The following is a 19,797-nucleotide window of genomic DNA, read 5'->3' on the forward strand; positions in this document are numbered from 1 at the left end:
TGTCCGGGCTCTGTTTTGCTATTCAAGCTCAGGTTGGTAACCAAATAATTCAAGATTAATGGTTCCATCTAGCTTGAATTCTACACCTTCACTGATCAGTTCGGTTTCTTGGATCAGTCTTGAATGTTCATCTGGAATTGCAATTTCACCCTTGGCATTCACGACCCGGTGCCAAGGAAGACGTTCTTTCCGGCTCATGGAGTGTAGAATACGTACAACTTGTCTTGCTGCTCGTGGACTCCCCGCATGAGCGGCAATCTGTCCATAGGTCATGACCTTGCCTTCGGGAATAGAAGAAATGATGGAGACGACATTTTGTGTGAATGGTGTCATAAGAATGAAGTTTCCTTTCACAATAGAATAAAACCGTGTACCCATGTCTAAGCGGGATACACGGTTATTGTACTAATTTTGAAAAGCGTGCTCATACACTTGAACTGGCCACTCAGCCCAAGGGAATTCCCGTGGAGGAAGCGATTTTAGCGTAATCTCTTCTTTGGTCACCGGATGGGGAAATCCTGCAATAGTAGACCAGAGGGCGATCTGCTGGCCTGGTTTATTCACTCCTGCGCCGTACTTCTGATCTCCGAACAGAGGGCAATGGATGGCTTGCATCTGTACCCGAATCTGATGGGATCTGCCAGTATGTAGTTCAACACGCACAAGACTGTACCGGTCATTCTGGCCGAGCACTTGGTAGTCTAATACCGCATCTTTACCACCACGTGTACCTGGGGGTACAACGGTAACTGTATTTGTACGGGCATCCTTCAGCAACGTATGCTTCAGCGTACCACGTTGAGCTGGTGGCTTGCCATGTACAACAGCTGTATATATTTTGCGGAAATCTCGTCCCCGAACAGTCTCAGACAAACGAGAAGCTGCTTTGGATGTTTTGGCAAAGATCATCGCCCCGCCGACAGGTCGATCGAGCCGATGAACAAGACCAAGATACACATTGCCCGGTTTATTGTAGCGTTCCTTCAGATCCTGCTTAAGCAGTGTAAGTAGATCCGGATCTCCAGAAGCATCCTCCTGAGTTGGGACGTTCACGGGTTTAACAATACCGAGCAAGTGATTATCCTCAAACAAAATAGGGATACCTACCGTACTGTGTGAATGATCAGACATAATCAGGACTCCCAGCGGCCCAAGATGCCGCAAGGCAGGTCAAGACCACTACGTGTAATCGGCAAACCGATCTCGCCTGCGGTAATGTTGCCTCCATATTGAGCGGACATCGTCATCGTAAGCATGTTACGCAATACCGTTGGAGAGATACCTGTTGTATATGAGTTAATGAGCAAGAACAACGGATTATCCGACAAAATATTCATGCAGGACTTAAGGAACGGATACAGGTTCTGTTCCAGCTTCCAAGTCTCTCCATTAGGTCCACGACCATAGGAAGGAGGATCCATAATAATCGCATCGTAACGGTTACCACGACGTTCTTCCCGTTGTACGAATTTGAATACATCATCTGTAATGAATCGAACAGGACGATCTGCCAGTCCAGATAACTGCACATTTTCTTTTGCCCATTGTACCATGCCTTTAGCTGCATCCACATGTACAACAGAAGCGCCTGCATAGGCAGCAGCAACGGTCGCACCGCCTGTGTATGCAAACAGGTTCAGTACGGATATTGGACGACCTGCGTTCTTAATTTTATCCATCATCCAGCTCCAGTTAGCGGCTTGTTCAGGGAACAGACCCGTATGCTTAAAGCTAGTTGGTTTAATGTGAAACTTGAGGTTCTCATAACCGATTGTCCAGCGTTCTGGAATCGGCTGTTTCATATCCCAGCTGCCGCCACCAGAAGAACTACGGTGATAATGACCGTGCACCTGACGCCATTCATTCGTTTCTTGTTTAAGTGGCCAGATAATCTGTGGATCGGGTCTGCGCAAAATGACATCGCCCCAACGCTCCAGCTTCTCGCCGCCTCCAGTATCAATTACTTCATAATCCTTCCATTGATTAGCTACGTACATATTCATTTATCCATCCTTCAAAAGTCATTTGGATACTATTGTACAACAAAAATAGACATATACGCCAGTTAGGGGGGCGCAAGACCTATAAGAAAACGAACCCGCAAGATATGTTGCTCCATGTCATAATGTAAAGTTCTATAACGATATGCATTTTAGTGTTGTTTTTGAGGTAGCTCCGTATACTAAAATTGATTACATTGGAAAATTTAATTTGACAATGATAATCATTATCACATATGATTTTGATAATTCAAATGTTACTTCATTCGTGAATCGAATATCCATGATTATATAAAGTGAGGGAATAATAGATGGCTAAATTGTTAGTGGCTTATGCAAGTATGACAGGAAATACGGAAGAAATTGCTGAATTGATTGTGGAAGGAATCAAACAGAGTGGTCATGAGGCGGATCTGAAGTCTGTAACGGATTGTAATGCAGCGGATGTGCTGGATTATGATGGATTTCTAATTGGAGTGTACACCTGGGGAGACGGCGAGCTACCGGATGAGTTTCTAGATTTTTATGAAGAGCTGGATGAGTTGGATCTGACCGGGAAAAGAGCCGCAGTATTTGGTAGTGGTGATACTTCCTATGAGCAGTACTGCGGAGCGGTTGATCTGGCGGCAGAGAAGTTGCAGGAGCGTGGGGCGGAAGTATATCCAGAGATGCTTAAAATCGAATATAGTCCGCTGGAGCAGGAGAAGGATACTTGCCGTGACTTTGGCAAAAAGTTCATTGCTGCCGGATTACAGGTTTCCTAGAGAAAATGTTAAAACAACATGTTCAAGCAGGCGTTCCATTGGGGTTATCGGGAATCTCAACACGACTGCTTGAAGATTACAAATTAGAGGAGATGCTGCGGAGTCCACACCGGTTCATTCGCCCAGAACCGGAGATTACGCAGGCATCTCAACTCCTATGGAGACATCGAGTCCAGTATGCAGTCAGTCACGCCGTGAATGCCTTTTACAGTATGGATCCGGATGTGCGTAAGGAAGTGCCTGTGCAGTACATGCTGGAGAAATGGTGGCCCAAAAAAACAACGGGATTCGAATCGGTGCTCCAATACTGGGAAGTAAAAAATAAGATCATTGATGAGTTATCACGTATCATCCGGACAAACGAAGACCTGCAGCATCCTTCGATTTTGTTCGAGCAGTGGAAAACAGAGATTCCTTCTCTGTCTATGGAGTTGTCGATGATTTTTCATGCAGCTTGGCAGCCTGAAGGCTGGGACTCACTGTTAATCCAGAAATATATGGTTGGTTATGACCCAAATGTGGTTGAAGCTTTTCAACATATGACAAGCGTGTTTTGTTATGAGGCCTTTGGCAAACTGCCTGGCATAATTGAAGTGTATTGTTTGTTGGAAGGACGTAAAATTCGTTTTATGCCTGGACGGAAGTCACTTGCTCGTTCTATGGATTATATTCATTTGATTCGAGACAGTGTACCGCAAGCCGAAGATGTAGAATCAGACCAATTCAGTGCGCGTGACAAAGCTCGTATTCATGAAGAGGCTGATCGACGTAGAAGTGAAACTGAGACGAAGAAAACCTGGTTAATGTAGAGAAGCTAAAGTGAGATGAAGGAGGATTGATACCATGTCTAGCCATACGAAGCATGAGATGGGTAATGTGAGAAGTCAAGCTGGAAGCTGTGAATTTAGTCCACTTCCTGTCCCAAAAGCTGTTATTGGACAATTGTTGGATGAAGCAGACCCATCATTATATGTAATGAGTTCAGAGCCGTGGCGCTTTATGTTGTTCGCGGGGGAAGGTCGCCAGTTATACTTGGAGGCTGTTAGGCAGAGCTATCCTCCTCACTTGGCTGATCGTTATGGGGATTGGGCTACGTATCAGTACACTGAAGCGATCCCAGCACATCTAGTCGTCGTAGCCCCATCTGCTGCCAGAGAGGATCAATTGTTACCAGCAAAAGCATGGAGCAGACGATTCTCCTTACTGGCAGCAGAAAAAGGTTTGCATGCTGTGTGGAAGATGAACGACTATCAACATCATCCAGTGTTCATGAATCTGATGGGTCTAACCCCTGAAGAGAAAGTGCTAGGTGTGTTTCATATCGGGTATGGAGACCAGCCAGCGTTCAGGCATGTGGACTATGGAAGACCCGCTTCTGAGCTTATGACGGTGTACGATCATCTCGTTTAACCGAATTAAACGTTACAAATGTCGTCATTTTGTGTCTGTGATGAAGCTGCGAACGAGTTCGCGGTAGGTCTGATCCTTCAAGTAAGTACCATACAGTCGATTGGATACCGTTATCGTATTGCCAAAGAAGAACCGCTCAAATTGGGTCTGTCTGCCACCGAAGGAACCTGAACCTAGCTCCCAGATCAGACGAAACAGTGCAGTGCGTTCTACAGATGATGAGTTGGTGCCTTTAAGATACGTATTAAGATGAGCAGCTACATCGGACTGGAACTCCTCTTGTTGCGGGATCATAATCATGCCGCTGGAGGCTAACAACTGCATCGTATCCATCATGTCAGGATAGAGTTTCGGGTACAAGATGTTCGCTGCCATCAGAGGTTTGGGAGCAGGCAGTAAGAATCCTCTACCATCGGGTATGGCATTGGTTTCTGCCGCAATAGCTAACGCCTTTAACGTTTCAAGCCCAGCTAATATGCGAGCTGTTTTTTCAATGACATGAGTCTCGGAGACCTGATCCAGTGTTTCCGTAAGTAACTGTATCGTTCCCAAAATAAATTCAGTCTTGGCAATATAGCGACACAAAACTTGATGTCCTGCGTAGATGTGGAAATGACTTCCACTGAATAAACGTGAGGACATTTCTTCATCTCCGGCGAAGAAGACTCGTTCATGAGGCACTAATACATGGTCAAAAATAACGATGTTATCCATCTCTTCATATCTGGAACTGAGCGGATAGTTATAACGTGAATCTGCTGCATACGTATCTCGGCAGATCATGCTGATGCCTGGTAGATCATTCGGGACAGCAAAGGAGAAGGCAAACGGATTTTCATCTTCAAATGGTGCTGGAGAAGGGGATGGATATACAAAAATCTCATCACAAGTGGCACCTTGAGTTGCCATCATGAATGCACCGTTGATGATCAATCCATCAGGTGTTCGATCTACAATCTTAGCCGCAATGGCATCCTCGGTTGCATCAATCTGTCCGGAGATTTTGCTGGCATGGGGCTGAATGAATGCATGAGAGAGTGTAATGTCATTGTCACGGCAATAAGCATAGTAGTTTTTCAAATTCTCAGCATATTGTGGCGATAAGTCATTCAGTAGGTCTGCGGCAGTATAAAAGGACATAATTGCAGTATTCATGTAATCAGGGGAGCGACCTAAGAAGCCATGATGCATATTAGACCATAGATTCATGGAGATACGGCGTCTCTCTAGATCATCCACGCTTTTGGGGGGCAGAAAGGAGAGACCGACTGGTTTGCCATCTACTGGGGAGGCATAGGTCATCTTAGCCGCAAGCAACGGGTCGTGCTGCATATCATACATTTTGGCCTGAGTATCCATTAAACCAGCAAAAGCAAGATGGTCTGAACGGTTTCCGGTCACTAGGTTTCCTTTGTACCACACAGGTACAGTTTGGGCATTGATACGTTCAACATACTGTTTGCCATTTTTAACGGGCATCGTTATTCACCTCTTGGATCTAATCGTGCATAGGCATACGCACTGCTTTCGTAGTTTACGTATGAAGAACGTCCAGTGTGCATCCGAGCGCGTTAAGGGAATAACGATTTTTTTGTAAGAAAGGCTTGATAATAATTATCATTCTTGTTACAATACAAAAAGAAAAAGGAACCGGCTAGGGCTCCTTTAACTTCAAACAATGAATTATCTTATTTTACTTCAAAAGTTTTGCAGTCTGTTTCCGCAGACTCACTTGCTTTTTTGGAGCTGTGGCTTACGATATAAATGGAGCTTGCATTACATTTGTTCTCTTGAGCCCAGTGAACACAAGAATTTACTTCACACAATACGTCTTTTGCCATGATTAATTACCTCGCTTTGTAGTGGGATTACATTCGTTGGTATAAGACATACTCAGATTCTGCAAGTTGCCGCTTGCTAATCTGAACTTTATTGCTCTCTAATACTTGAGGGCTTTTTTGCGTTACACACAACGATGCACATTTAGAATAGCAAATAATGTCTCAGCTTGCAACAGGACAAGTCCATGGTGGTGCTTTTTTCATTAAAATAGGTACATCCTTGGCAAAAAGGAGATTGTATGATATCTTTTAATAGTAATTATTACGAATAAAAATCGAATGACGGATCATACTTATTTATAGATCATCAACAATTCTAATGGATACCGCTTGATTAGCGTTGAAGGAGAGTTAGCGTAATGAGTAAAACCAATCACATCAATCGTATCCCTCGAGCAAAAGGGATTGATATGGCTGCATTCTATTCACCCAAGGAATGTGCACGTAAAGCCAAACATATTGTATTCTCGGCGGAGAATGAACGCATTATTGAAGAGTTTATAACGATTCTTGGGATGAAGGATCGTTTTGCAGAACATGAAGTTCCGATCCCTAATAAATTGGTCATGTTTGGGCCGCCAGGCACAGGGAAAACGTTAACCGCATCGTATGTAGCAGATCGTTTGAACTTGCCGTTGGTGCTTGTGCGTCTGGATGCGATCATTCATAGTCATCTTGGGGAAACAAGTACCAATGTGCGTAAATTGTTTGAATACGCGAGGGTGAATCCATGCGTGCTCTTCTTGGACGAGTTCGACGCCATTGCGCGCACAAGAGAAAGTAACGATGAGGTAAAAGAAATGGCCAGGGTTGTGAATACGTTGCTGCAATGCCTAGATGAGTTCGAAGGGGACAGTATATGTATTGCTGCAACGAACCTTGAAACACAATTGGATCATGCAATCTGGCGCAGATTTGATACCAAAATGAATTACGCTATGCCAGATGCTCCGAGCAGGCAACGCTATATTAGCAAGCTGGTCGGACAGTTCGAACACCAGCCTGATGTGCAACATTATATGTGTCAGCGTTTAGAAGGCTGCAGCTTCGCAGATGTGGAGCAGATTATACTGAAAGCCAAAAGAAAAGCGATTATAACGAGCAGTCCTCTGCACGAGCAATTGATCTCAGATGCCTACGATGAATATATGCCACGGCTACTAGGCACCTAATGCAAAGACTGCCGATCAGACGGAAGGTTATAAACGGAGAATGGGTAGTTGAATTGAAAAAGGAACAAATGGCGACGGGCCAATTGTTCCTTTTTTGTGTACTTGTTTTTTTTATAAAAAGATAAGCAATAATGTACCCGCTGCAAAACAGTAATACGAGAAATATTTAAGATTGCCTTTCGCCATAATTCCCATAAACCATCTCATGGAGAAGTAAGTGACGAAGAGGGTTGTGATGAATGCAATCAGATAAGGAATAGCAAGCTGGCCGCGGTTCGGATCGTTGGCAATGTCAGATACGCCTAGAATGAGTCCGCCGATACTAATAGGAATATAGAGCATAAACGAGAACTTTAAGGCAGTTTCCTGTTTCATACCAACGGCGATAGAAGCAATGACTGTAGCCCCAGAACGGCTTATGCCTGGAATCAGCGCAACGGCCTGAGCAAGACCAACCAACAGCGCATCCTTAGTGGAGAGATCCCCGTCCTGCTTGCGTCCACGAAGATTACGGATCAGCCATAGAGCAACCCCAGTAATTAATAGTGCGATGGCAACGGTGTATACAGACGAGAAGATTTCTTCAATCTGATCTTTGAACAGCACTGCAGCGACAGCAGCTGGAACTGTACCAATCACTATGTATAAGCAAAACATGAAGTCTGCTTTATATTCTTGTTTTCGCGTTCGCAGATAACCTAATGCACCGATAATCAGTTTTTTGATATCTTCCCGGAAAATAAAAATGATCGCTAGTAGAGACGCTGTGTTGGTCAAAATCTCAAATGACAATCCGTTCTGCTTCAACCCCATAAGTCGTTGGGCAATAATCAGATGTCCACTGGAGGAAACCGGGATGGGCTCTGTCGCACCTTGTACAATACCTAATAATAAATACTTTAACCACAATATAATGTCTTCCATCTTGTCCTCCTTGAATATGTATCATTGGGCGTTGATGCTTCCAATGATCAGCTCTTTTTCTCTTATAAAGGATATTCTACTCTATTGATGATAGTTGTTTAGCTAACTGACTTGCAAGTTTCAATTTCGTAAAGAGTAGAAAATAACACTAACAACGACATATGAAATATGCTTGTCAGTTGTTTCATAGCATGATATTATTTGATAATGATTATCAATATCAAATAAGAGGTGGGTTTATTTTGCGTAAAGGGAAAACTTCTATATGGCTCATGATGGCACTTGCTGTTCTGCTCGTACTAAGTGCGTGCGGACAATCTGTAGCCACTAATGCTTCAAGAGGTGAGGGTACTAATGTAACAGCAGAGTCAGAAACGAAGACAGATCAGGATACAACGTCAGCTGGATCTACAACTGCAGAAGAAGAGTTAGTTACATTTCAATCCGATGCAGGAGAAGTTCAGGTACCTAAAGATCCGAAACGAATCGTTGACTTAACCGCGTTCACAACTGGCTATTTTGTTGCTCTAGATGCTCCAATTGTTGGAGCTTTAACCGGTGCAATGAACAACAAGTACATTAAGGATCAACTCACAGCAGCAGGAGTTACTGATCTGGGAGAAGTGCCTACACCAGAGCAACTGGTTAGTTTAAAACCTGATTTATTTATCGTATATACGGGGACAGAGGGAATTGATCAGTTATCACTCATTGCACCTGTAGTACAGATTGAATATGGTAAACGTCCTTTCAGAGAGCTATTGCTCGAACTAGGCAAGCTGACCAATAGAGATGACCAAGCGCAAGCTTGGATAAGTAATTGGGAAAAGCAGATTGGCGAGTTAAAGCCTAAAGTGGAAGAGGCTGTAGGAAATCGTACCGTATCCATTCTGAATCCTTACGACAAAGGATTATATGTCTTCGGTCATAATTACGGCCGTGGAGGTGAAATCATCTATGGCGAGTTTGGGCTCAAGGCACCAACCAAGGCTCAAGCAGAAGCAATCGACAGTGGAACAGGATGGGCTTCCATCTCTATGGAAGTATTACCCGAATATGCGGGAGACATCATTTTCACTAGCCCATGGTCTGGTGATACAAGTGATGCTAAGAAAGTTTACGAGCACAACCTATGGAAGAGTCTGCCTGCAGTTAAAGCGAATCACGTGTTCCAACTTGATCCTACCTCGGATACATACAATGATCCGGTAACGTTGGAGGGTCAACTGAAGTTTATTACTGACAGTCTATTGTCAGCCAAGTAACCTATATAAAATAAAGATACAAATACAAATAAGACTTCCGTCTAAGTTACGGAGGTCTAATTTGCATAGAAGTTGAGCTTCATGATGAGGTGTGAATGAAGTAGCAATGGATAGAAGTTGAAGGTATTAGATTTCAGTGTTACATCACAGGTTAAGTCGATGATATTGGATGTTAACGTAACAGTTAGTTAGTGATAGGGTTACCCGTATTCACTTTGTGTATTTCTTCTGTACCCACACTTAGTGCACTCTCATAATACGCGCATTTATGGTCGATCACTTCCATCGTCTTCTGTAGCTCCGCAATCTGAGCTTCTACGCTAGCTCTGCGCTCTGTAAACATGTCGTACCTTTGCTTCAACGTAGAGTCTCCTTCAGAGCACCAGGCAATGAAGTCTTTGATATCTTTGATTGGCATCCCGGTTGCTTTCAGACATTGAATGATCTTAAGAAAATCAATGTCAGATTCCTTGAATAACCGAGTTCCATTAGCAGTCCGTTCAACAAAAGGCATGAGTCCCTCTCGATCGTAGTAGCGCAGTGTGTACACCGTAAGATCTAATTTTTTGGCAACCTCGCCAATCGAATATGTCATATATATGATGTTCCTTTCCATTAAGGATAGACTTGGAGTTAACTATAGGATTGATCCGAGTGAATACTACCATGTCGCATGATTAGATGTCAAAGTTGGAACTTAATAAAAAAAAGTATTTGACCTAGAGTTAACTGTAGGGGGTACGATAATGCTGTATTCGAAATGAATAGGAGGTTTTTACATTGATTATAGCTAAAGCGAGAGCAGTTGACGGACCAGACCAACAATTTCGAAATGCCGAAATTAAACGACGGGATCTTGATACTAGTGACGTACTGATCGAGATTAAATATGCGGGCATTTGCCATTCTGACATTCATACTGCACACGGTGACTGGGGGCCTGTGAACTATCCACTCGTTCCTGGACACGAGATTGCTGGCATTGTAACGGATGTAGGTACAGGTGTATCCAAATATAAAGTGGGCGACCGCGTAGGTGTTGGATGTATGGTGGATTCTTGTGGCGAGTGTGATAATTGCCTAAAAGGTGAAGAGCAATACTGTCTCAAAGGAAATATTCAGACCTACGCTGGGGTAGACAAGTATGGTGAGCCTACGCAAGGTGGTTACTCTACACATATCGTTGTAACAGAGAACTTCGTTGTTCGAATCCCTGATAATATTGCGCTTGATGCCGCTGCACCATTGCTGTGCGCAGGTATTACAACGTATTCACCACTACATCACTGGGGAGCAGGCCCAGGCAAAAAAGTAGCGGTTGTAGGTATGGGTGGACTTGGTCATATGGCTGTTAAAATTGCACATGCGATGGGTGCAGAGGTTACTGTACTATCCCAATCGCTTAGCAAGAAGGAAGACGGCTTGCAATTTGGTGCTGCCCATTATTATGCGACAAGTGAACCGGAAACATTTGAGAAACTTGCGGGTTCTTTTGACCTGATGATTAATACGGTAAGTGCCAGTATTGACATTAATGCATACCTGTCTCTGCTCACGCTGGATGGTACAATCGTTAACGTTGGTGCGCCAGCAGAACCATTGTCCGTACAAGTATTTTCTCTCATTGGTCACCGTCGTTCGTTCGCGGGTTCCATGATTGGTGGCATTCGTGAGACACAGGAGATGCTCGACTTCTGTGCTGAACATAACATCGCACCCAACATTGAAGTGATCTCAGCAGATCAGATTGATGAAGCTTACAAACGTGTACTTGCTTCAGACGTGAAATATCGCTTTGTTATTGATACGAGTACGATTTAATAGGGTCAATTCGATAATAACTACACTAATCGTCGTTGATTAGCGCACGTATAAATGTACGCAATATAGCAGATATATTAAAAAGCAGCTAACCCTTGTGGTTACTGCTTTTTATACTATTTTATTACAAGTAAGCATATGTGTTTGCAATTGCGAGAGGTTACGGAGATATAGGTTGTTTAGTTGTTTGAGACATGGATTATACTAGAAGGCAAGCAGTAATGATGAGTTTTGATTAAAAGGTAATTAGAGACTCCCTATTCATGATAGAATGGATTGGAGTATAAGGGGGAGGCATATGATGGAGACTTTTGCAGAATATTTAGCAAGCATTGATAACCCGGAGCATAAGGAACGAACGGAAGAGGTTTTGAAATGGGTTACGGAGAAATTTCCAAGTTTAAAGCCTAAGATTGCGTGGAATCAGCCGATGTTTACTGACCATGAGACCTTTATTATCGGTTTTAGTGTGTCGAAGCAGCATCTGGCTGTTGCTCCCGAGAAAGTAGTTATTAATCAGTTCTCAGAAGAGATCGTGCAGGCAGGTTATGAGCATACCAATCAACTCATTCGTATGAAGTGGAAACAGCCGACTGATTTTTCGTTACTTGAAAGAATAATTGAGTTTAACATTAAAGATAAAGCAGATTGCACTACGTTTTGGCGTAAATAGTCAGAGAAGGTGGAGCCGTTTCCTTCCATATCATTTATAAGAGGTTATTCAAAAAGTCCGCTTTAGATTATGATGCCTAACCGACATTTTTGAACCGTACTATAAGTAAAAAAAACGCGCACCGATGATCCATCGATGCGCGTTTGTAGTTAGTATCTCTCGCTTCATCTACTTGATCAAGGAGAGCACAAATAGAGGCAAGCTGTTGACGCAACTGTAAATAACTCAGGCTTTAACTGGAGAAGGATACGTTTGCTCTTTAGTCACATGTTTAGGCGTTGTCCAACGTGGTAGCCTTAACGTGAACTTACTTCCGTCAGGTGTGCTTGAGGTGAGAGACAGTTCTCCATTCTGGGCGTTGGCGAGTAGCCTGCTGTAGGTAAGTCCAAGCCCCAAACCGCGATTTCTACGTTTTTTGATCTCTCCGCGATAGAAACGTTCAAATATTTTCGGTTGATCAGCCTCGGATATACCTGTGCCATAGTCCTGTACATCTATAAATAGATTGTCACCTTCTGCCCGCAATTCAATGTCGAACTTGGCTGTTTGACCAGAAGCAGTAGCTTGAAGACCGTTATTCAGTAAATTAACAATAATTTGTTGAATACGGAGGGTGTCACCAATGGTGTACAATGGGCCTGCAGGTGCATGTAATTCAACCTCGGGTGTCTTATCTTCGTACGCAATCTTCCACTGATAGATGATCTCGCCAACCAATAACTTCAGGTCGGTTCGTTCCTTGCGCACAGCAACGCTTCCGGCAGACATCGCATTGTAATCGAGTAGATCTGCAATCATCCGCTCCATGCGTTCCGATTCCTTCAAGGCAATATCCAAAAACTCTTTTCCTTCCTGAGGACTCACCACATCGTCGCGTACCGCCATAACGAGCCCTTTAATGGAAGTGACGGGTGTCTTGAGTTCATGACTCACGCCTGCTAATGACAGAGTGCGCCATTCCTCAAGTTGTCTTAAACGTGTCGCCATATCTCGGAAGGAGCTTACGAGTTCAGTGATCTCACGTTCTCGGGTTTTGATATCGAGGCTAACATCGTAGTTACCACCACGAATTTGTTCAGCCGCATAAGCTACTTGGCGAATAGGCCGGGATAATTTGTTGGATAGCAGATAGATCGTAAACCATCCACATAGAATCAATCCTCCCAGAATTAACAGCACAAGCCACATCGTTTCTGGGCCGAATGTAAGAGATTGTTTAGATTGCATAACCCATACTTTTCCAAGGGTTTGATCACCTTCGTTTATGTTGACGGTTACTCCTGCATATTTGTTATTTCTTGGTTCACGAAAATCGTCGGACAGTCGATAAAATACCTCTTCTTGAGTCATTTTAGGCTGAGAGAAAATCAATTGATTGTTGTTGTCCAACACCATGACACAGAAATAATGATCTGTATTAAATAGTTTCTCCCTCTTGGTTACCATCATGTCTAGATCGGGTGGTACATGAAGCTTATTATTGTCAATGGTTACACGATCGGCAATCTCCAGTCCTAACAATTCTGCAGTCTTGAGACTTTTCTCAATCGAGGTTGTACGAATCCAGTAGAGCGCTCCTGCTACAATTATGGTGAAACCAATGCACAGGATCAGAAAATATCGAAGTGTCCAGTGGGACAAAATGGATGTGGAAGGTCTCGGTCCCTTTCTTCTCAGTTTGCGATCCAAAATTGATACCCCATTCCTCGCAACGTCCGAATTTCTCCTGTCTCTGGCAACCAGTGGGAGAGAGCCTGACGTAGTCGTTTAATCGATAAATCTACAGCGCGATCACTGCCATCGTAGTCCATACCCCACACCTGTTCGATCAGATGATCTCTCGTAAATGTACGGTTCGGATATTCAGATAGAAATATGAGGAGTGATAGGTCACGTGGAGTGAGTGCAACCTCAGCGCCATTAAGCAATACCTGCTTGGCAGCGAGATCAATAACGAGATTGCCGTAACAGCGTTTATCCTCACTACCCGAAGTATAATGAGGGTTACGTCGCAGTACAGCATTAACTCTTGCAACAACCTCTTCGGGGACAAATGGTTTGCTCATATAATCGTCAGCACCGGCATTTAATCCGTTGAGACGATCTCGAATGTCATCCAGTGCGGTTAGCATGATCACAGGACAAGCACTTTTTTCACGAATAATGCGCAGCAGATCCCATCCGTCCATTCCAGGCAGCATTACATCAAGTAAAACTAGGGAAGGATTCACGGAATCAAAAAGGGTAAGTGCAGTGGGGCCATCTGCTGCATGATGTACCTCAAATTCTGCTTTTCTCAGATAAGCAGCCAGAACCCGTGCAATGGCTTGCTCATCCTCGACGATGAGTATGGATTTCAAGAAAAGCGGTCTCCTTTCACTTCAAGAAGCTTGTGTACTGATTTTACATGAGCAAGAGCCTAATGCCAATGCTGTATTAGAGGATTCGAAAAAAATTGGTACATGTCCATCTTTGACTTCTTCCTGACACATTGGGCTGATATTATCCATATCAACAAGTAACTCAACCAATAATGTACTGGAGGAAAAATAAATGAACAAGAAGACAAAAACATGGATTATTACAGGGGTAGCTGCAGTGGCTATCATCGGAGGTGGAGGATACTACTTTACCAATAGTTACCTCGGTAATAACGTTGAAATCGAGCAAGTGCTTCCTGCTAGTACAGCAACATCAACCACGGCAGTAGATAGCACAGGAACGGCAGTAACAAGTGATGTTGCTGGCTCAGAGCAATTGAATGGAGACTGGAACATCAGTGAAGGCTCAAAAGTATATTTCTCTGTAACAACTTCACAGGAAACGGTTAATTTTGTGGACGAGCAGGTATCTGGTAAATGGACAATCAATGTAGATGACGCATCTCAGATGAAAGCAGAAGGACAGATTGAGATGGACGGTATTGACTCTGGTAATGGTCAACGTGACGGACATGTGAAGCAAGCGGATTTCTTCGATATTGCTACATACCCTCAAGCAACATTTACAGCTACCTCATTTGAAGGTTTACCAGCGGAATGGCCTGTAGGTCAGACGGTTGATGTGAAAATGAATGGTACATTGACTGTAAAAGGTGTTGAAAAAGAAGTCACTTTTGATGCAAAAGCTGCTTATGACAATGATCAGGTGTTGTTGTCTGCGACTTCAATGGTAACGTTCGAAGACTTCGGTATGGAAAACCCTCACTCTGTTGTTCTCTCAACAGAGAATGACATTAAGCTCCAGCTTGAGTTGAAGCTCACGAAATAAGCAAAGTTGATCAATTGTACCAAAGTGAATCTGTTCTGTTCTACCCCAGGGTAGCGGAACAGATTTTTTTTGCTGTCTATTATTGTAACGAAGTGACCATGATGTTCGAAACCAGCTGTGATACACAATTTGTTTAAATAACTGCTGTTTCCTTTGGATTATACCGTGTCGTCTATCAACCTGAAGCGCTTACAATGAAAAAGGTTAAACGCATTCATTGATCAATTTACAACGATAAAAAGGGGGAGATCAAGAGTGAACAAGAGGTACATAAGTGGTTGCCTTGTATTGCTACTGTTATTTTGCGAGCTAGGTTTGTTGGTTCAGCCGGCAGACGCGGCAACGAAGGTGAATGTAGCATTAAATAAAGAGGTGACCGTAAAATCGGAATATCTGGAGTATGGGAGTAATAAAAACCATCTGGTGGATGGTAAACTGGATACACATTGGAGTTCCAAAGAAGCAGCTACCGAAGAAGCTCCTCAATGGATTCAGATTGATCTGGATGGAGAGTTTCGCTTAAACGGGGCAGAGATTGTATTGAAAGAACAAAAGAAAATCCATCTTGATGTTGAGGTTTCTTTCGACGGGGAGAATTGGGAGCAAGTAGCCACTCATAGAGAAGAAACAACAGAGCAGCAGCTCAATTTTGACTTTCAAACTGATCTAGTTCGATATGTAAAAGTGACTATTCCATTTTATGATCAACAGGGGGCATGGCCAACGCTGTCCGAGATTCGTATTTTTGGACAACAAGAAGGACGTGAGCCGGAAAATATTACAGCATATGATGCCGTGAATATCACGACAATCATTGGTGGTGCGCCTGTCTTACCTACCGAGGTTCGGGCACAGTATGGTGCGGATCAATCAGGTCATGTAGCCGTAGTTTGGGATCATATTGATCCTGAACAATATCAGGCAGCTAACACATTCAGTGTAAACGGGTATGTGGAAGGTGCGGCAATTCAACCCACCGCTTCGGTAACGGTGCAAGGGTATCAAGATGATTTTATCAGAGGTGTCGATATTTCTACGTTAACGGCGATTGAAGACAAAAAGGGTAAATTCCTCGACAGCAACGGTACCGAAAGGGACTTGCTTGATATTCTTAAAGACCGTGGTGTAAATTACGTCCGTATTCGCTTGTGGAATGATCCACAAAAATCAGGAGGTTATAACGATAAAGAAGATGTCATCCGTTTAGCCAAGCGAGTGAAGGAAAAGGGCATGAAAATCCTGCTTGATTTCCATTACTCTGATGAGTGGGCGCATCCGGGTCAACAGCTACGTCCCAAAGCATGGGAGAATCTGACCTTCGATCAGTTGAAGCAGGCTGTATACGATTATACGTATGAGGTTGTTGGTGAAATGAAGGAAGAAGGTGCCATGCCAGACATGGTGCAAATTGGTAACGAGATTAACAGCGGAGTGCTTAATGGATACGTGAGTACAGCCAATCAGACGGAAAATGTTGCTCTGCTACAGCGTGGTGTTGATGCTGTACGTGCCCTTCAAGGAGATCAGCACGTTCAGATTATGATCCATCTGGCTGAAGGTGGACAAGCGGATATGTTTGATACCTACTTCGGTGAATTGGAAGGGAAACTGGATTACGATATTATTGGTCTCTCTTATTATCCATTCTGGCACGGTACGTTCGCAGATGTACAAGAAACGATGAACCGAGTATCCCAGAAATACAAAAAAGATGTCGTTATTGCTGAAACATCGTATCCATTTTCTTTCAAAAATGGTGATGCCCATGGCAATATTATCGGTGGCCCGGACAAATTAAATATCGGAGGTGCGACATTCCCAGCAACAGTGCAAGGTCAATATGACGCTATTGCTGGCATTATGGATTTAATTGCTGAAGTGCCGGAAGGACGTGGAGCTGGGTTCTTCTATTGGGAGCCTGCCTGGATTCCTGCTGGAGTGGGCTGGATTGCTTCCGAAGGGGATGCATGGGAAAATCAAGCGATGTTCGACTACGATGAATTCCCAGGGAACGGAGGATATTCCTTAGAAGGACGTGCATTGCCATCCCTTGATGTGTATAAACGCGGAATGCAGAATGTTCCTGCGAATCGTCAGCATTTAGCTGCTGCAATTACACGTGCACAAGGTTTGGTAGCCAAAGATTTCGAAGAACAGAGCTGGCAATTGCTTGCGCCGGCGATTGAAGCTGCTAATTCTGTATACCGAATGGTATATACATCAGCAGGAGTAACGCAGGAAGAAATTAATGATGCAACCTCTTCTCTTAAGCAAGTCATGGATTCAATGGAAGTAATCCCCGCGAATCGAGCGTTGCTTCAAGCTAAGGTAGACGAAGCGCAGACATACAAGGAATCGGATTGGTCAGCAGTCACATGGGGGATTGTTACTAAGGCGCTTGCACATGCGACTCAGGTTCTATCAGATCCTAGAGCGACCCAGACTGATGTAGATGCGGCGGAGAAACGTTTACATGAAGCCATTAGCGGGCTATCTGATGTAGACAAAACCAAATTAACGTTGCTGATCGGTGAGATGCAGCAGCAGAATGCCTCATCGTATACCCATCGAAGCTGGAAGACGCTAATGGATGCGTTGCAGGCTGCAATCGTTGTGAGAGATAAGCAAAGTGCAGTGCAATCGGAGGTTAATCAAGCTTTAGAAACATTGCAGCAGGCCAATCAAAGTCTTGTTCGTCTGCAAGCTCTAGCAACCCATAAGACAGCAACGGCTTCTTCAAGTGCTGGAACAGGCGGGGGACAAGCGAATTCACCAGAAGGAGCGATTGATGGCAATACAACGACGTCATGGGGAACTGATCAGAGCGTAGGTAGCTGGTGGGAAGTAGACCTGGGTGAGGTTGCGTCTGTCCGTACGATTGAAATGTCGATGTGGAGTGGTGGTATTAAGTACAAGATTGAGGTCTCCAAAGACCGTAACGAATATGTAAAAGTCGTGGACACAACAAGTGATGTTATTGTTTCAACAGGGCCAAGACACGTTCTCCCTGATCAGACACAAGCACGTTACATTAAGGTTACGATAACAGCTGGGCCAGAATGGGTAGGCTTTATGGATTTTGAAGCATATGGTACGTTCCCAGCGGATAAATCTGTTCTTAAAGCAAGCGTGAGTTCAGTAGCCGAATTGAAACAAAATGATTATACGGCAGCCACCTGGAATGAGTTCAGCAAGGCGCTTGAGCACGCGAAGTCTATTATCCAAGATGAAGAAGCTTCTGTCCAAGATGTTGGTGCTGCGGATGAAGAGTTGAAGGCGGCAACTCGTCGACTCAAACGGGAGGAATCTACACCTGGCTCTGGACCTTCGCAGCCGACTCAACCATCACAGCCAAGCGAACCGTCACAACCATCCAGTTCAGGAGCGGTTCCATCAACGGGAAATTCCAATGATGTGACACCGGCTGATACGAATAATCGACCTGAGAAAGGTGCAATTACTGTAGATGGCATCTTAACAAGTAATGGAAACTATGCAATTCGTCCGACTGCACAGCAATTAATCGAAGCCGTTCAATCGATGGAGGCAGGAGCGCAGCAATTAAAGCTAATTGCTAATTTACCTGACGACTCCAGAGCCGTATCGTTCCAATTAAACACGAATCAACTTGCAGAATGGGTCCATTCGCAGGCTGTTACATCACTAGATCTAATCGTAGGGGGGACTTCGATTCGCATTCCACTCAAATCTATTCCGCTACAAGGTGAAGAAACTGCCGGAACATTTGATGTTGAGGTGTCTGAAGGATCAAATATAGCTTTAACGGAATCACAAAAAGCAGCCATTGGTAACCGATCCATCCTTAATGTTAATGTATTAATGAATGGGGAACCAATGGTCTGGACAGATAGAGCGATTGAGGTCGTCATGTCCAATGAAGGCGAGCTTCAAGGAAGCGATACCGTTCGAATTGTACAATCGATATCGGAGAATGGTGAGATGAAGCCAGTAACGTACTCTGTAGCGAATGACAACAACGAAACCATCGCGTTCAAGCCTACACAATCCGGAAGCTTTGTCATTACTGAAGTTCAAGTTCCGTTAAATGACATGCAAAATCACAATTGGGCGAAATCAGAGGTACAGAATCTCTATGGTAAAGGGATTATTAAAGGCATGAATGCCACAAACTTCGTTCCAGATGGTAACCTCACACGTGCACAATTTTTGCAAATGATTATTAAAGGAATTGGAGAATCAAGCCTATCGGATGCAGATGTGCTAACTCCAACAGATGTGCAGGAAGGTCAATGGTATGCTGATGCGGTGCGAATTGGTTTGCAGATGAATATCATCCAAGGCCGAGCAGATGGAACCTTTGGAGCGAATGAGTCTGTTTCCAGAGAAGATATGGCGGTTATGCTGAATCGTGCGTTGCAATCTTTGAAGCAAGACACGAATACAACAGCTCCAGTGGCGCAAAAAGAGAATACATTTGAAGATCATACAGCCATTGCTGGGTATGCAAGAGAAGCCGTGGCGTCAATGCAGCAACTTGGACTATTAAATGGCATGGCAGATGGTACGTTTGCGCCTAAACAAACGGCTAGTCGTGCTCAAGGTGCTGTTGCAGTTGCGAGATTGATGGAACAGTTGTATGCAAAACAATAACATATAAGCAGGAGAGATCGAGTCA

18 protein-coding genes are annotated in these 19,797 nt (G+C 43.9%); 9 read left to right on the forward strand and 9 right to left on the reverse strand.

The window, feature by feature from the left end:
- Positions 1-18: 18 nt before the first annotated feature.
- The 3 genes from M3636_RS04935 to M3636_RS04945 form a co-directional block, all read right to left on the reverse strand.
- Positions 19-333: an MGMT family protein gene (locus tag M3636_RS04935; protein WP_128102482.1), complete on the reverse strand. Its 315-nt coding sequence runs from the start codon at positions 331-333 to the stop codon at positions 19-21.
- Between the two features lie 72 nt (positions 334-405).
- Positions 406-1,131 (reverse strand): RluA family pseudouridine synthase, encoded by a 726-nt coding sequence (locus tag M3636_RS04940; protein ID WP_251381429.1) that lies wholly within the window; start codon positions 1,129-1,131, stop codon positions 406-408.
- A 2-nt stretch (positions 1,132-1,133) separates the two neighbouring features.
- Complete coding sequence (locus M3636_RS04945; protein ID WP_128104499.1) at positions 1,134-1,997, reverse strand: class I SAM-dependent methyltransferase; 864 nt, start codon at positions 1,995-1,997, stop codon at positions 1,134-1,136.
- 314 nt (positions 1,998-2,311) lie between these two features.
- Between M3636_RS04945 and M3636_RS04950 the strand changes: the two genes are divergently transcribed.
- The 3 genes from M3636_RS04950 to M3636_RS04960 are packed head-to-tail and all read left to right on the forward strand — an operon-like array spanning position 2,312 to position 4,174.
- The gene (locus tag M3636_RS04950; RefSeq protein ID WP_056689646.1) at positions 2,312-2,764 is read left to right on the forward strand and encodes a flavodoxin; all 453 of its coding nucleotides are present in this window, start codon (positions 2,312-2,314) and stop codon (positions 2,762-2,764) included.
- A 5-nt stretch (positions 2,765-2,769) separates the two neighbouring features.
- Positions 2,770-3,573 carry a hypothetical protein gene (locus tag M3636_RS04955; RefSeq protein WP_251381430.1) on the forward strand — a complete coding sequence of 268 codons (804 nt, stop codon included), beginning with the start codon at positions 2,770-2,772 and terminating at the stop codon, positions 3,571-3,573.
- A 34-nt stretch (positions 3,574-3,607) separates the two neighbouring features.
- The gene (locus M3636_RS04960; RefSeq protein WP_128102480.1) at positions 3,608-4,174 is read left to right on the forward strand and encodes a nitroreductase family protein; all 567 of its coding nucleotides are present in this window, start codon (positions 3,608-3,610) and stop codon (positions 4,172-4,174) included.
- A 24-nt stretch (positions 4,175-4,198) separates the two neighbouring features.
- On the opposite strand, the gene M3636_RS04965 is transcribed toward M3636_RS04960, so the two are convergent.
- Complete coding sequence (locus tag M3636_RS04965; protein WP_145408903.1) at positions 4,199-5,653, reverse strand: 4-hydroxyphenylacetate 3-hydroxylase family protein; 1,455 nt, start codon at positions 5,651-5,653, stop codon at positions 4,199-4,201.
- Positions 5,654-5,862: 209 nt separating this feature from the next.
- The gene (locus M3636_RS04970) at positions 5,863-6,015 is read right to left on the reverse strand and encodes a DUF1540 domain-containing protein (RefSeq protein WP_128102478.1); all 153 of its coding nucleotides are present in this window, start codon (positions 6,013-6,015) and stop codon (positions 5,863-5,865) included.
- 359 nt (positions 6,016-6,374) lie between these two features.
- Here M3636_RS04970 and M3636_RS04975 point away from each other — a divergent pair, with 359 nt between their 5' ends.
- Entirely contained in the window at positions 6,375-7,187 is an 813-nt protein-coding gene (locus M3636_RS04975) for an AAA family ATPase (RefSeq protein ID WP_251381431.1), read from the forward strand.
- Positions 7,188-7,298: 111 nt separating this feature from the next.
- Here M3636_RS04975 and M3636_RS04980 read toward each other — a convergent pair whose 3' ends face one another.
- Entirely contained in the window at positions 7,299-8,111 is an 813-nt protein-coding gene (locus tag M3636_RS04980; protein ID WP_128102477.1) for an undecaprenyl-diphosphate phosphatase, read from the reverse strand.
- Between the two features lie 242 nt (positions 8,112-8,353).
- Here M3636_RS04980 and M3636_RS04985 point away from each other — a divergent pair, with 242 nt between their 5' ends.
- The gene (locus tag M3636_RS04985; RefSeq protein ID WP_251381432.1) at positions 8,354-9,376 is read left to right on the forward strand and encodes an ABC transporter substrate-binding protein; all 1,023 of its coding nucleotides are present in this window, start codon (positions 8,354-8,356) and stop codon (positions 9,374-9,376) included.
- A 184-nt stretch (positions 9,377-9,560) separates the two neighbouring features.
- On the opposite strand, the gene M3636_RS04990 is transcribed toward M3636_RS04985, so the two are convergent.
- The gene (locus M3636_RS04990) at positions 9,561-9,971 is read right to left on the reverse strand and encodes a MerR family transcriptional regulator (protein WP_251381433.1); all 411 of its coding nucleotides are present in this window, start codon (positions 9,969-9,971) and stop codon (positions 9,561-9,563) included.
- A 185-nt stretch (positions 9,972-10,156) separates the two neighbouring features.
- Between M3636_RS04990 and M3636_RS04995 the strand changes: the two genes are divergently transcribed.
- Both M3636_RS04995 and M3636_RS05000 read left to right on the forward strand, forming a co-directional pair.
- Complete coding sequence (locus tag M3636_RS04995; protein WP_251381434.1) at positions 10,157-11,197, forward strand: NAD(P)-dependent alcohol dehydrogenase; 1,041 nt, start codon at positions 10,157-10,159, stop codon at positions 11,195-11,197.
- 301 nt (positions 11,198-11,498) lie between these two features.
- Positions 11,499-11,870 (forward strand): iron chaperone, encoded by a 372-nt coding sequence (locus tag M3636_RS05000; protein ID WP_128104424.1) that lies wholly within the window; start codon positions 11,499-11,501, stop codon positions 11,868-11,870.
- Positions 11,871-12,095: 225 nt separating this feature from the next.
- Here M3636_RS05000 and M3636_RS05005 read toward each other — a convergent pair whose 3' ends face one another.
- Together M3636_RS05005 and M3636_RS05010 are read right to left on the reverse strand one after the other, a co-directional pair.
- On the reverse strand, positions 12,096-13,559 hold the full coding sequence (locus M3636_RS05005; protein WP_251381435.1) for a HAMP domain-containing sensor histidine kinase: 1,464 nt from the start codon (positions 13,557-13,559) through the stop codon (positions 12,096-12,098).
- Entirely contained in the window at positions 13,544-14,230 is a 687-nt protein-coding gene (locus M3636_RS05010; RefSeq protein ID WP_128101642.1) for a response regulator transcription factor, read from the reverse strand. The genes M3636_RS05005 and M3636_RS05010 overlap by 16 nt, the downstream gene beginning before the upstream one ends.
- Positions 14,231-14,423: 193 nt before the next feature.
- Between M3636_RS05010 and M3636_RS05015 the strand changes: the two genes are divergently transcribed.
- Together M3636_RS05015 and M3636_RS05020 are read left to right on the forward strand one after the other, a co-directional pair.
- Positions 14,424-15,140, forward strand: a complete 717-nt coding sequence (locus tag M3636_RS05015) for a YceI family protein (protein ID WP_251381436.1) — start codon at positions 14,424-14,426, stop codon at positions 15,138-15,140.
- Positions 15,141-15,395: 255 nt separating this feature from the next.
- Positions 15,396-19,772, forward strand: a complete 4,377-nt coding sequence (locus M3636_RS05020) for a glycosyl hydrolase 53 family protein (RefSeq protein WP_251381437.1) — start codon at positions 15,396-15,398, stop codon at positions 19,770-19,772.
- Positions 19,773-19,797 lie beyond the last annotated feature (25 nt).

Source organism: Paenibacillus sp. MER 99-2, assembly GCF_023714095.1.
In the GTDB taxonomy this organism is placed as follows: Bacteria; Bacillota; Bacilli; order Paenibacillales; family Paenibacillaceae; genus Paenibacillus.